Origin of the sequence: Metasolibacillus sp. (assembly GCF_025291715.1) — a bacterium.
In the GTDB taxonomy this organism is placed as follows: Bacteria; Bacillota; Bacilli; order Bacillales_A; family Planococcaceae; genus Metasolibacillus; species Metasolibacillus louembei.
Window position 1 is genome coordinate 65775 of sequence record NZ_JAMBIZ010000004.1, and the last position, 13904, is coordinate 79678.

Annotated in this window: 12 protein-coding genes; all 12 read right to left on the bottom strand. The window is 30.9% G+C overall.

Annotated features, from left to right (window positions below; genetic code table 11):
* Nucleotides 1-101: 101 nt before the first annotated feature.
* On the bottom strand, nucleotides 102-1238 hold the full coding sequence (locus M3Z76_RS04225; protein WP_293921588.1) for an aminotransferase class I/II-fold pyridoxal phosphate-dependent enzyme: 1137 nt from the start codon (nucleotides 1236-1238) through the stop codon (nucleotides 102-104).
* Nucleotides 1231-1866 (bottom strand): acetyltransferase, encoded by a 636-nt coding sequence (locus M3Z76_RS04230; RefSeq protein WP_293921586.1) that lies wholly within the window; start codon nucleotides 1864-1866, stop codon nucleotides 1231-1233. Before M3Z76_RS04230 ends, M3Z76_RS04225 begins: the two co-directional genes overlap by 8 nt.
* A 21-nt stretch (nucleotides 1867-1887) precedes the next feature.
* On the bottom strand, nucleotides 1888-2481 hold the full coding sequence (locus M3Z76_RS04235) for a sugar transferase (RefSeq protein WP_293921584.1): 594 nt from the start codon (nucleotides 2479-2481) through the stop codon (nucleotides 1888-1890).
* Entirely contained in the window at nucleotides 2478-3710 is a 1233-nt protein-coding gene (locus tag M3Z76_RS04240) for a glycosyltransferase family 4 protein (protein WP_293921582.1), read from the bottom strand. Before M3Z76_RS04240 ends, M3Z76_RS04235 begins: the two co-directional genes overlap by 4 nt.
* Nucleotides 3711-3723: 13 nt before the next feature.
* Nucleotides 3724-4428: an acyltransferase gene (locus tag M3Z76_RS04245; RefSeq protein WP_293921580.1), complete on the bottom strand. Its 705-nt coding sequence runs from the start codon at nucleotides 4426-4428 to the stop codon at nucleotides 3724-3726.
* A gap of 73 nt (nucleotides 4429-4501) precedes the next feature.
* A complete protein-coding gene (locus M3Z76_RS04250; RefSeq protein WP_293921578.1) occupies nucleotides 4502-5596 on the bottom strand; it encodes a glycosyltransferase in 1095 nt (364 codons plus the stop codon).
* Nucleotides 5597-5599: 3 nt separating this feature from the next.
* The gene (locus M3Z76_RS04255) at nucleotides 5600-6721 is read right to left on the bottom strand and encodes an N-acetyl sugar amidotransferase (RefSeq protein ID WP_293921576.1); all 1122 of its coding nucleotides are present in this window, start codon (nucleotides 6719-6721) and stop codon (nucleotides 5600-5602) included.
* Between the two features lie 38 nt (nucleotides 6722-6759).
* On the bottom strand, nucleotides 6760-8073 hold the full coding sequence (locus M3Z76_RS04260; RefSeq protein ID WP_293921574.1) for a hypothetical protein: 1314 nt from the start codon (nucleotides 8071-8073) through the stop codon (nucleotides 6760-6762).
* Between the two features lie 262 nt (nucleotides 8074-8335).
* The gene (locus M3Z76_RS04265) at nucleotides 8336-9448 is read right to left on the bottom strand and encodes a DegT/DnrJ/EryC1/StrS family aminotransferase (RefSeq protein ID WP_293921572.1); all 1113 of its coding nucleotides are present in this window, start codon (nucleotides 9446-9448) and stop codon (nucleotides 8336-8338) included.
* Nucleotides 9449-9515: 67 nt separating this feature from the next.
* Nucleotides 9516-10814, bottom strand: a complete 1299-nt coding sequence (locus M3Z76_RS04270) for an oligosaccharide repeat unit polymerase (RefSeq protein ID WP_293921570.1) — start codon at nucleotides 10812-10814, stop codon at nucleotides 9516-9518.
* Nucleotides 10815-10866: 52 nt separating this feature from the next.
* A complete protein-coding gene (asnB, locus tag M3Z76_RS04275; protein ID WP_293921569.1) occupies nucleotides 10867-12660 on the bottom strand; it encodes an asparagine synthase (glutamine-hydrolyzing) in 1794 nt (597 codons plus the stop codon).
* Between the two features lies 1 nt (nucleotide 12661).
* Nucleotides 12662-13903 (bottom strand): lipopolysaccharide biosynthesis protein, encoded by a 1242-nt coding sequence (locus M3Z76_RS04280; RefSeq protein WP_293921568.1) that lies wholly within the window; start codon nucleotides 13901-13903, stop codon nucleotides 12662-12664.
* Nucleotide 13904 lies beyond the last annotated feature (1 nt).

The following is a 13904-nucleotide window of genomic DNA, read 5'->3' on the forward strand; positions in this document are numbered from 1 at the left end:
TAGAAAAACATACATAATCCTTCTAAACTCCACTAAAGAAAAATATGTCCTCTCTGTTTAAGCATACTTTTTCATATACTTCTATTACAGTGAATGCTTTATTAAACACAATTAAGTACAATATCAATCACTTTTTGTTGTTCATCTACTGTCATTTTACTATCTGATGGTAGGCAAATTCCATTAGCAAACAATTCCTCACTTACAATTTGCCCTTCGCCATGAGCATAGAATTTGCATTCTGAAAATAATGGTTGCATATGTAGAGGCTTCCATACTGGACGTGCTTCAATATTTGCTTCATTTAATAAATCAATTAATTTGTAAGGTGTTACTTTAATCTTTTTAGGGTCTAACGTCATCGTAGATAGCCATCTATTTGAAAATGTCCCCTCTAGTTCTGGCATCATCATAATACCATCTATGTTTGCCAAGGCTGTTTCATAACGTTTGAATATTTCTCGCTTTTTCGAAATACGCTCATCAAGCACTTCAAGTTGACCACGCCCGATACCCGCAACAACATTGCTCATTCTATAGTTATAACCAACCACACTATGCTGATAATGTTTGGCAGCATCTCGTGCCTGTGTTGCTAGGAAACGGGAGCGAGCTATTAATTGTTCATCATTTGATACGAGCATACCTCCACCAGATGTTGTAATTATTTTATTACCATTAAATGAATAGATACCTATCACACCGAAAGTACCGCTATGCTTTCCTTTATATAAAGAGCCTAGCGATTCCGCTGCATCCTCAATAATCGGCACATTATATTCGTTGCATAATGCCATTAACTCATCCATCCGAGCACTTTGACCATATAAATTGACAACAATAACTGCTTTAGGTAGCAAGCCATTTGCTTTTGCTTCACTTAATGCACGTTCTAATGCCTTTGGAGACATATTCCAAGTCGATTCTTCAGAATCAATAAAAACTGGTGTTGCTCCTAAATAGAGAATTGGGTTAGCACTCGCAATAAATGTTAAAGTCGAACAAAATACTGTGTCTCCGGCACGTACTCCTAATAAATCTAATGCAAGGTGGATAGCACCTGTACCTGAGCTTGTTGCTGATGCAGCTTTCACTTTTACATAAGAAGCTAACTCATGCTCAAAGCCATCTACATTCGCTCCAAGTGGTGCAATCCAGTTCGTATCAAATGCTTCTTGAATATACTTCTGCTCAGTTCCTCCCATGTGAGGAGAGGACAACAATATGCGTTTAGTCATTCAAACTCCTTCTTTCTTTAATTATCTTGGCAGGCACCCCTACAGCTGTTACGTTATCTGGAATATCATTGATAACAGCGCTTCCTGCTCCAATCATAGACCATTTTCCAATTTGCATCGTTGGATTAACAGATGATCGAGCTCCTATTTGTGTACCTTCTTGCACCAAAACTCCACCAGTTAAAACTGCACCTGGAGAAATATGCGCAAAATTTTGTATTGTACAGTCGTGTTCGATAACACAACCAGTATTTAAAATTACGTGATTTTCAATTACACTATCAGCATTTATGACTACATTAGGCATAATTACAGTACCATAACCAATTTTTGCAGTTGGACTAATTATAGCACTTGGATGAATAACCGTACCATAATATTCAATTGATAGTTGTAATCTATCCACTATTTTCTGACGGATAGCGTTATGACCAATTGAAATAATTACTTTTATATCTTCAGCTAGCAAACCTTTAATCATAGAAATAGGACCTTTCTTATAAGGACCTTCTTGGAAACTAGACAAATATTTATCATCTAACTTTGCAATAAGATGGTGACCACCTGCTTGAATGCAATCCGCTATCACCTTTCCATGACCACTATCACCAATCAAAACAAAGTTCATATATTATATGTCTCCTATCTTCTATTTAGAGCCTTTAAATTTCTCAATTGTCGCTTGACCTTCTTGAGAAATACCTTCGCTTATAAATACTTTTTTCACTGTTAGAAACAATATTTTTATATCTAACCAAAATGATTGATTTTCTACATACCATACGTCATACTCAAATTTCTGCTCCCACGAAATTGCATTACGCCCATTCACCTGAGCCCAACCAGTAATACCTGGACGTACCTTATGACGTTGTGCTTGGCGTTCATTGTATAAAGGTAAATATTCTACTAATAATGGACGTGGACCAACAAAGCTCATATCTCCCTTTAATACATTCCATAGCTGCGGTAGTTCATCTAAACTCAATTTTCTAAGTAACTTTCCAAACGGCGTTAAACGCTCTGCATCTGGTAGTAGTTCACCATTTACATCTCGTTTGTCAGTCATTGTACGAAATTTATAGACATTAAATATTTTATTATTTAGGCCTGGGCGAGGTTGTTTAAAAATAGCTGGAGAGCCTAATTTAAAACGTACAATAAGCCACGTAACAAGTATTACTAAGCTTAAAACAATAAGTAAATTAAAACTCACAAAAAAATCAAAACATCTTTTAATCATTTTCCAATCCTTTTTTCATTAAAATCAGTGGATTCTAATTCCTTCAAAAAATTTTGTGTTAACATTTTCCACGAAAATTTTTCAAAAGCTTTTATTTTTATTTTTTCTCGCTCTTCAGTATTGATATTTATAACTAATTCTCTTAAATTATCAATATCTGATGATTTATAAATCCCACCTGTACTTTCTACTTCACCTAAACTTTCTAAATCAGTGTAGGTAATAATAGGTAACCCTACAGAGAGATAATCATAAATCTTGTTCATACTCATCCCCCATTTGTATAAAGGTGAGTTTTTAATTGAAAGTAAGCCACAATGGGCTTGTTTCAAAATATATAAAACATCATTTTTAGGCACCGGGTCAAAAAATGTTATATTTTCAATATTTTTATCACGAATATCTTGTATTAGTTGCTCTTTTAAAGGACCATCACCAAAAAACAAAAAATGATAGTCCTTATCATATTTCATTTTTTCTGCCAATAAAACTAGTTTGTCAACATCGTTTGCAATCCCCATACTTCCCACATAAACACATAATTTTTTATTTAAATATTGGCTAAGTAATTCATTTAATTTTTCATTATAACCTTCGTTATCCACTCGTCTGCTGTCAAAGCCATTTGGTAAATAAATTATTTTATCCTTTTTCACATCAAATTGCTCAGCATATCTATATGCATTTTCAAAAAGGAATATAATTTTATCTGATTCCCTATAAAGCTTCTTTTCTATTGCTAGTAATATTCTAAATAAAATATTTTTCTTCGTCATTTTTCCAAAATCAACAAATGTTTGTGGCCATAAATCTCTTTCCTCAAAATAAAAGGGGATTGAATTCATTTTTGCAACTCTTAACCCTACTAAAGGAGTAAGCGGGTGCACACTAGAACCAATTATTAAATCTGGCTTTTCTGTTATCAATCTATGCTTTAAACAACTATTTAATTTAAATGAAAATGCAAGCATGTTTATAATGCGTTTTATCGAATTAAAATAGGCAGGTGTCTTAATCCAAACAAAATTAACCCCTTGTTCATTCACTACTTTAAAGTAACTATTCGTCTCATAGTTAATAGTTTCAGTTCTAGAAAAATGATTAAAAGAAGAAGCAAAGATAGTTACCTCATGTCCTTTATTAACAAGTTCTTTTGCAAAATCAAAGTGTCTAGTTCCTCCTGCAAAATTTGGAGATATTGCATAGTGATTCAAAATCCATATTTTCATTTTTAAAGTTCCTTTATTGATTCTTTAATAATTGACTCTCATCAACTGGCTTATACTTTTTCGCTGGGCTTCCCATTACTAAATTTTCACGTTCAACATCTTTCGATACCAAGCTCCCAGCTGCTACAGCGCCTTCCTCATTAATGATTTTACCTGGTAAAATTGTCGAATTGGCGCCAATTCTTCCACCTTTTTTTACAGTCACACCTTTAAATTTATCAAATCTTTCTTTATCACGAGCCATATAATTATCATTTGTAGTTACAACACAAGGCGCAATAAATACATAATCCTCTAATTCGGAATATGCAGTAATATAGCAGTTTGTTTCAAGCTTACAAAAACTCCCTACAGCACAATCGTTTTCAACAGCTACCCCACGCCCAATGATTGTTTTCTCTCCAATTGTTACACGTTCTCGAATCGTAGCTAAATCTGCCACGAAAACATCATCAGCAATCTTAGCATTGGCATAAATAATCGCTGACGTACTAATCGTTACACCACTTCCAATTTCCGTAGGTGGTAATTTTTCCACTTCTGGCAATATGGATGCCTTAGCACGAGTTGGCTGTTTACCAACTACTGCGTTATCCTGAATAATTACATTATTCCCAATGATCGTCCCTTCGTAAATCACCACATTATTTCCAATTACTACATTTTCTCCAAACGAAACATTATTACCAATAATCACATTACTACCTTTTTGTAACATTAAAAAAGCCCCTTCTCTCATCTATTTTATAAATTTATTTTTACTAGTGTTTAAGGCCATCGAGTCATCTTAGTTATGTTAGCTCTCTATATAAATCTATTAGTTTTTTTTCTTCAATGCTCCAATTGCAGATATTTTCAACTAACCACATTCCATTCTCCCCCATTTTCTTGGCTTCTTCAGGATTATTTAAAATGTAGTTGATTTTCTCTGCCATCTCATTAATATTTTCAGGATTTACGCAAATTCCAAATTTATATTTATCATTTAATTTTTTAGCAAAAGTAGTATCTGAAATAATTACTGGTTTCCCTAACGCCATATATTCATAAACTTTGGTTGGTAATGTATCAATTTGAGAATACTGCCCTTTATGAAGTAGCGTTGAAATTCCTATTTTACTATTTTTTATTGTTTTAATTACCTCTTCTTTAGATACTACACCTTTATATTCAACTGATTCAAATTCTTTTAAAGCTTTTAGCTCACTATAGTATTCATCTGAATTAAATGGTCCACATAAAATTAGCTTAGCATTTACTTTGTCAGCTGTTTTAACAAGATGAGTAATTCCCCTCATATGGTTTAATGCACCAACATAGACAATCCAATCTTCATTATTATCTAATATATCATCTTTACTTAAAAAATCATTGTCTGGAAGGTTCTCTAAAAAAATTGTTTTCTTTGTCCGATCTTTAAAATAGTCTTTCCCATTAACTGTACACACAGCTATTACTGCATCTATTCTTTTACATATAAATGTCTCATACTTCATATAAAGCTTAGCAATTATCTTTCTCAAGCGCACTGGTAGGTATGCTTTACTCTCTATTTGTAGACCATAAAATTCATGGCTATCAAAAATAACCCTTTTACCCCTTTTCACCAATTTCATTGCAAAACGTAGTAACTCTGGGTCATGTATCTGATAAACATCAGCATCAATTTTTAAAGCTTCTTTATATAATTTTTTACTTGTAAATATCATTCGATGCAATCTACTTTTTGCTGGGGAAACCCCAATATATGTTACCCCATTTTTTTCACAGCTTTCTCCAACACTGACTATAAAAGGTGTCATTTCCGCTCTCACAGCACTATTACTTTCCCTTAATAGACGTGGAATAGCATCTTGTCTAGTGCTAGTTATGTGACATATTTTCATTATTTACTCACCTAAAATCTTCCTAAATTTCCTTGCTATATCTTTATATTTGATTAAAGCTGACATTTTATATTCGCTATGACTTCGCCCTTTTTCATTCATTATCCTCTCAAACTCATCTCTATCCATCCCAACTTTATTTAAAATCAATTCTATATCCTTCTCCATTTGCCCTTCTTCAAATAGTGGCTTCTCCAATTCCTTTAATGCTTCTTCTCTAGTCATTTGATTCGACACAATCAAACTAGAATAATGTGAACTTCTTTTATCAACATTAAATTTCTTAGGAAGATAGTAAACTTGTACAAATTTTGTAAAAATTGATTCATAATGCTTACCACCATAATAATTAAAGCCAACATTTTCACTTAACTCTTGAATAGCTTGTTCTCGATTATATTCTATATAATCTAATGGTCTCAAAGTTTTAATTCCACTGATATATCTTTGGCCAATATATCGTTCAAATAATGTTATTAACGGGAGTGAAGTTAATGGTATTTCTCCGAATATTTTATGAATATCTTGTATGTGTACGTTATCAGCAGCAATATGGGCATTTCCACGCTGTAAAATTGATTCTAATGCAAAATTAGCTCCTGATAAAAAATATTTTATATTATATTTTTTGGCATATATATTTAAATACGCTTGCAATACATTATCTTGCGGAAGGGCTAATGATGGTACTCCTGCTCGTAAAAAGGATTTAAGAATATTCATATATTGTTTTTCATTAGGCTTTTCAATAATTAAATCTATATTATTATACTTATTGCATAGCTTCTCTATATTTTGAGAAGCTACTTCTGTATTAAAGCCATCATCAATATGGATTGCTAAAATTCTTAATCCCCATTGTTCCGCTCCTAAATATGCTAAGTATGCAGAATCCAGCCCTCCAGATATCCCCATTAAACAATCGTACTTCTTTCCTTTTCCTTCTGATTTTAGTAGATTAATCATTTCTTTCAATTTTTTATTACCTAGATCATTTGGAAAGTATACTTGCTCCTTTCTGCTTAATGCATAATTACAATAATTGCATGTACCATCCTTTTCGAATATTATTGTCTCATCCGATGTATTGTCCATTACACATCGTGTACATATCTGCTTTTTCATATTTTCTCTCCTAATTAATAAATTTCTTTGTTAGCTACTTATTTTATTTTTGACGCTAATAATGCCAATAGTTCTTTATAGCCATTATAATAAGATTCTGGATCAGCTATATAAATATTTCTATCTCTGGTAGTATTGGGTCCTATATAGAGTTTAACCGCTTGATCAGACAAAGGGAAACTATGATACATATTTGCATAGACCTTTTTCACTCTGTCTGAACCCAAAAACGTCCACCATCCTATGGCAAATGTGCCTGACAATTCATATGGGCCGTGCCCATCTCCTTTACTTGTAGAGTAATTCCATCTAAATAAACCATTGGTGCCATCCATATAATTTGTTAACTTATAAAATGGTTCACTCTTAGTAGGGACTACTAATACTTTCTCAAATAATTGTTTCTCTATACCCTTATTTATTTTAGAAAACATTTTTTTTTCTTTTGTATTTTCTAAGAAGGCATCTTCTAAGCTTTTAATCCATAAAGGAAAACGATGAAAATGTGAAGAATCCATTGCAGTGTCTGTTATTGGCTTTTCTTTTTTCACATTCTCTTTATCTAGATATCCTGCATAAGAATAATCCGGATGATCATCCCACACTCCAATTTGAAATAACCATCTATTGCTTTTATCAAAATGGCCTTCTGACTTAAATGTTTTGTAAGCTATATTCACAATATCCAATAACATTTTATCTTTACGATTTAATTGGTATAAATCTGCAGCTATCGCCATTGTAAAAAGTTCCTCATCAATTATAGCTCGATAATAACTATAATCAACTTCCTTATTTTTCAATTTCCATAGGACTCTTTCTCGCATTCCTTCTTTGAAATATGGTGAATCCCATTGCCAAGCAGGGATTTCATTCCAAATTCTATCGATTTCCTTTAATAAATATTGTGTCAATTCCTTGTTAACACGATTTACTTCATTATTTGAATTGATATTTTCAGATAATACTAAGTACCTACTTAATAAATAATAATAATGAAGTATCGATAATCTTTGTGAATCATCAGATATATCTATTTCATTTATTCCTTCGTTCAAAAATGCCTCAAAATGCTTTTGAAACACTGCAATCAATTCTTTATTTTCTGTTTGAAATGCATAATGCATTGGTACCATTAAAAAATGCCCTGCATCATATCTGTCTCTTTCATTCCAAAGGTTAGAATTTATATATTTTTTAACAGTTCGATTCCATAGTTCATCTTCACTATACTTAACATATTCACTTTTATATTCCGTCAAATCTTTTTTCTTATCGCTATTAGCTTCAACACAGCCTGAGATAAATATTACAAAAAAAGCAGCTAATAATATACTAATCTTTAATTTCATCTGACAATATCCTCTTTACTAATCTATTTTATTAATACTACTTAATTTTATCATAATTTTATTTGACATCTAGTTTATTATTAAGTATTAATGCTTTTTAAACATTTACAGTTTCTTCAAATTGTTAATTACATCAAAGCCATTTCAAAAAATACGTATATTGTATTTAAGTATAATATAATTCTTCATAATAAAATATTTTGATAAATACAAAAAGAACATACAGTACAAACAACTTTTATGTATGTTCTTTTTATAATTATTATCTCTGATAATATTCTATTAACTTTCCTAGAATGTAATCCTGTTGCTCTTTTTTTAATTCTGGGAACATTGGTAAGGAAAGGACTTCTCTTGCTGCTTTTTCAGTAATAGGTAAATCCCCTTCTACATAACCTAACTTTTCAAAAACTGGTTGTAAGTGTAACGGAACTGGATAATATACCATTGTTGATATTCCTTGCTCTTTTAAAAATTCCTGTAGTTCATCTCTATTCTCTACTTGAATTGTATACTGATGATACACATGATAATAACCATCAAGCTCTACAGGAGTTTTAATAACGTCCCCTAATTTTTCATTTATATTTACTGTATAATAAGCCGCATGATTTCTTCTTTGTTCAGTCCAATTACCTAAATTCGGTAATTTAACATTTAATACTGCAGCCTGCAACTCATCAAGTCGACTATTATACCCCATAATTTTATGATAATATTTTGGCTTGCTTCCATGTACACGTATTACTCGTGCATTCTCTGCTATTTGATCATCACTAGTTACAAGCATACCACCATCACCATAAGCACCTAAGTTTTTTGTAGGGAAAAAGCTGTATGTTGCAGCACTACTCAATTCGCCAACTGATTTGCCATTTTGTTTAGCGCCAATAGCTTGCGCAGCATCCTCGATTAAAACCAAATTATGTTTCTTTGCAATTTCACTAAGCTTTACAATATCCGCCATATGACCATATAAGTTAACAGCAATAATAGCCTTAGTCTTTTCAGTAATGGCCTCTTCTACTTTTGATGGATCGATATTATATGTTAAGGGATCAATATCGACAAATACTGGTGTAGCAGATGCACGTATAATTGAACCACCTGTAGCAAAAAAAGTAAATGCTGTCGTAATTACTTCATCACCACTTCCTATTCCCGCAGCTTGTAATGCGATATGAATAGCATCTGATCCATTAGCTACTCCCACTCCATGTTTAGTATTACTTAATTTTGCTATATCTTCTTCTATTTTTTTCACATTATTCCCCAAAATAAATTGTGAGGATGACATTACTTTATCTAACTCAGTTAATATATCTTCTTTAATAGCTTGATATTGTTCAGATAAATCTAACATAGGAATTTTCATAAATTGGTTTCATTCACTTTCTATTTTTATTTTAAATATTTTCATTTTCACTATAACATGTTTACTACTAATTCGAACCATGTACTGTCAACTTATTTTTCCGATATATCCCATTTACTATCCAAAGTAATAATATGCAGAATAAAATTCCATGGGTTAGTAATGAAGTAAAAAATGCTGAGTTAATTAAGCTCATTCCCGGAATAACTAAAATAGACATGGTTAAGAATAAGGGTATTTTATTTGACACACTATCAATAATTAAAAGTATTACTGCTAGTAAAATACTAAATATAAAAATACCGCTAAAACCGAAATTTACATAAGCGTCTCCCCAATACCCCACATTGGGAGCAAAATCTCGTTTAAAAAACTCCAAAGCCATATATGTTACTGGCGAAGTATTATAATAACTTGGAATAACATTTTCTAATATAGAATGTTCTAAATAAAATTTCCTTTTGAATTCAAAGAAATCGTAATATTGGTAATGTAACTGAGCTGGTACAAAGAACAATCTTCTAATAAAAATTGATGGCACTAGCATAAGATTATTTGAGATAGTAAATAAAACTAAGCTAACACTTACTAATAAAGTAGCCCCTGTTGACATAATTAATAAAAAATAATCTTTCCATTTCGTTTTTTGAAAAAAATAAAACATGAGTATTACAACAGGTGCAAAAAGATGGCTCTTAAAGTTAGTCATGGAAAATAAAAAAATCTGCATAGCTAGCGCTATTGTCGCTAGGAAATATTTCCTGTTATAAAGAGCTAAGGTTAATAGGAGCAAATTCACTACATGTGCCTGCCATGGTAGAAGATATCCTAAAATTCTCCCTTCATTTGAAGAGTAAGCCTCCCTTGTTTCATAAACATCCAATAAATTTAGATTTATTCGGCTTAATCCTCCAGTTAAAATAAGCAATCCATATACAATACCTGTTATCCCGATAAACAAAAATATTAGAAATACCTTAGATTCTTTTTTAGTCAGAGAGTAAATCTTTATTCTCGGAATAATGATAAGAATACAATTTATTATGAAATAGGATAAGAAAATTGCAATTGCAAACTTAGTAGGCTGATTCTGTAGCCAATACAATGACATGATAGGTATAAATAAAAAAATCAATAATATATACACAATGATTTGACTAGCTCTCTGTTGCTTAGCAATATAGAATATGATTAAAAAAGCAATTACTAAAGTTAAAAGGTTAGATAAAATAAACTTTCCAAAGGAATACTCTATGAAGAAATTTTCCTCTGCAAATATTGGACTAACAAAAATAATGTATCCTATTTCTAAAATTCCTTTAAAGACCATGAGCATAAAAATATTAATTAAATCTTTTTTTTTCATTCCTTCTCCTCAAAATTAATAAGATAAAATCTTTAAAACTATTAATTTATATTCATTTTGATAAATATTGTTTTTCCCAAACTGCTAAATTATATAATTTCCATACTTCTTTATCAGATATATTATTTAACTCCGGAAGTACAGTATAGATTTCTTTCAATAAAGAGGATTCATTTATATATTTATTCATTACTTCCATATGCTCTTTTAGCCAAATATCTGTAGGTGCTTCAAATCCCTTTTTATCTCTTCTCCAGCTTATTGTTTTTGGTACCATTGATTCTAGGTATTTCCTCAAACAGAATTTTGTATAGCCATTATTGATTTTATCCTTTAAAGGTAGCTTTAGAGCAGTCTCAATTACTTCATGGTCTACAAATGGTACTCGGGCCTCAATAGATGCAAGCATAGAATTTCTATCTTCATTTTTCAATAAAGTTGGTAAATTTGTTTTTGTTAATTCTAAAATTTGCAATTCCTCTAAACTTTTATTTTCATACCCTAATTTTTTGAAATTCGCAATAGCTAAATCGATATACACTTCTTTCATATTTGTATGCCTTTGTTTTAAATGATTTACTCTCAACTTAAAGTTATTAAAGTATACATACTGTTTAAATAAATCGATATATCCTAATTTTGAATTTTTAACTATTTTAGGAAATTCCGTAAAGAAATCTTTGATTTTTCTTTTTCTTATTAGGTCAGATAACATCCACGAATAATATCTCTCGTACCCTAATAAAGTCTCATCGCCACCTTGACCATCCATTAATACTTTAATTCCCTGCTTTTTTGCTTCTTGCATAACAGCGTATTGCATAAATATTGATGGGCCCCCAACAGGTTCTTCTTGATAATAAAGACATTCTTCGATATTTGTTTTAAAATATTCATAATTTGGTTCTACTACACACCAATCAATTTTTAAATGCTCTGCAACAATTTTGGCAAATTTCGATTCATCTGTTTCTTTAGAAATGGACTTAGCTGTAATTGATTTAATTTTATCTTTTTTTAGTAGAGAAGAAACCTTAGCAGTGACTGTAGACGAATCTACTCCACCAGATAAACATGTTCCTACTTGTACATCACTTTGAACATGGATTTCAAAAGATGTATCTAATACATTATTAAAATCGTTTGTTGTACTTTCACGTTTATTTTTTATACTTTCAGCCAAGTCATAATATCTATTAACCTCAAACTCTCCACTTGAAATATCAAATTTAAAAGAGGTACCTCCCTCTAGTTGATATATATCTTGGAAAAAAGTTTGATTATCAAAGTTCATTAGATTTGTCAATAGATAAGTTGATACAACATTCATATTGGCCTTAACATTTTCGTCTAATCCCAATAAAGGTTTTATTTCAGAGGCAAAAGAAAAGTAATCATCAGTCTTTTTAAAATATAATGGTTTTATCCCCATACGATCACGAGAACCGAAAAGTATATTGTTCTTTTTGTCATATATTACAAAAGCCCACATTCCTCTTAAAAAAGTTTGACACTTTTCTCCCCATTGTTCATATGCATGGAGGATAACTTCCGTATCTCCTTGAGTTTTAAATACATGACCTTCTTCTTGTAATTTTTCCCTTATTTCCTTGTAATTGTATATTTCGCCATTAAATACTATTGTATAATGTTCGTATTCCATTGGCTGATTACTTGAAGAATTCAAATCTATTATTGATAACCTTGCATGACCTAAATAGACATTGTTTTGTATACTAATACTTAAATTATCTGGTCCCCTATGTTGAATCTTATTTAGCATATCTAGTAAATCACTTTTTTTTAGATGGTCATTTTGATTGATAAAACCTACTATTCCACACATTTTATACTCCTTTTTTACCTCTATTTAATGCAACAAAAATCATTATTAAATACAAAATATAAATAAGCACTTCACTAATTGCGAAAGCTTTTAAATATAACATCATTCCTTGTGGTAAATATACTAAAGCCACGATTACACTTACAATCATATAAATAAATTGCCAAAGTCCACCCAATAGTATATTTTCAGGCTTTAAAAATACTACACTTAATGGGGAAATAACGAATCTTATTAAAAATGGAAAAATTAATATTTCTGAGTACTCTCCAACAACTCTCCATTCTTCTCCAAAAATAAATGCAAATAACGGTTCTCCCCCAAAAATAAAAATAGGAGCTATTACTATACTTATTAATACTAAGCCTCCCAAAATTATTAGGGTTAATTTCACATTTTTCTTATAATCATTTTCCTCAGTTATTTGTTTTAAATATACTTGAGAAACTGATGTAGAAATAAAAGTTAAAGGAAGAAAAATAGTTCTTCTTGCTAATTCATAGAAGCCAATTAAACTTGAATCTTGATATTTATTCATCATCAATATAGGAGATTCAGTTGCTATTTTATCCATTACTGCCGTATTAGCTGAGACTAATGGATATCTCTTGTACTTTTTTAAAATAAAAAAATAGTTCAATTTGTCCGGAGTTTTTCCTTCCTTCCTAAATATACCTTTACGTAATCTATATATAGGAAACAATATGCTGAAAACTACCCCTGCTATTAAGCCCAATACACCTGTTTTAAAAATACCTAAAATAATTTGTATAAAAGTCATACTAATATTTTTATCCACTTTACTTTTAGATATTAAGTGGTACTGACTTTCGTCATTGGCTATGTAAGTTGCAAGCTGCATTGTCCCAAAAAGTATAAAAAATAAAGGTCCAAAGAATAGAATAAAGTTATAATTTATTCCACTAAACATTTCTTTGAAAAAACTTGAAAATACTATCAATATCAAGGAAATCATTATTGTAAGTATTGTAGTAACTGCTAAACTAATATTCTTCAAGGGAGTTTTTTCATTCTCATGTGCTGACAGAATGGCTACATCTAGTCTCAAATTGGCAAAAACCGTTAAAATAGAGGTAATAGAAATAAACACTGCAAGCATACCAAATTCCTTAGGAGAATATAATCTAGTTAGAATTGGCGATAGCAAAATTGGTATCAACTGTGCCACTACTGTCCCAGTCATTAATATTGATATATTCTTTACTATTTTACTTATATTCATA

Coding starts and splice junctions, on each gene's coding strand:
- M3Z76_RS04225 (WP_293921588.1), bottom strand. CDS start 1,238: ATGACTAAACGCATATTGTTGTCCTCTCCTCACATGGGAGGAACTGAG.
- M3Z76_RS04230 (WP_293921586.1), bottom strand. CDS start 1,866: ATGAACTTTGTTTTGATTGGTGATAGTGGTCATGGAAAGGTGATAGCG.
- M3Z76_RS04235 (WP_293921584.1), bottom strand. CDS start 2,481: ATGATTAAAAGATGTTTTGATTTTTTTGTGAGTTTTAATTTACTTATT.
- M3Z76_RS04240 (WP_293921582.1), bottom strand. CDS start 3,710: ATGAAAATATGGATTTTGAATCACTATGCAATATCTCCAAATTTTGCA.
- M3Z76_RS04245 (WP_293921580.1), bottom strand. CDS start 4,428: ATGTTACAAAAAGGTAGTAATGTGATTATTGGTAATAATGTTTCGTTT.
- M3Z76_RS04250 (WP_293921578.1), bottom strand. CDS start 5,596: ATGAAAATATGTCACATAACTAGCACTAGACAAGATGCTATTCCACGT.
- M3Z76_RS04255 (WP_293921576.1), bottom strand. CDS start 6,721: ATGAAAAAGCAGATATGTACACGATGTGTAATGGACAATACATCGGAT.
- M3Z76_RS04260 (WP_293921574.1), bottom strand. CDS start 8,073: ATGAAATTAAAGATTAGTATATTATTAGCTGCTTTTTTTGTAATATTT.
- M3Z76_RS04265 (WP_293921572.1), bottom strand. CDS start 9,448: ATGAAAATTCCTATGTTAGATTTATCTGAACAATATCAAGCTATTAAA.
- M3Z76_RS04270 (WP_293921570.1), bottom strand. CDS start 10,814: ATGAAAAAAAAAGATTTAATTAATATTTTTATGCTCATGGTCTTTAAA.
- asnB (WP_293921569.1), bottom strand. CDS start 12,660: ATGTGTGGAATAGTAGGTTTTATCAATCAAAATGACCATCTAAAAAAA.
- M3Z76_RS04280 (WP_293921568.1), bottom strand. CDS start 13,903: ATGAATATAAGTAAAATAGTAAAGAATATATCAATATTAATGACTGGG.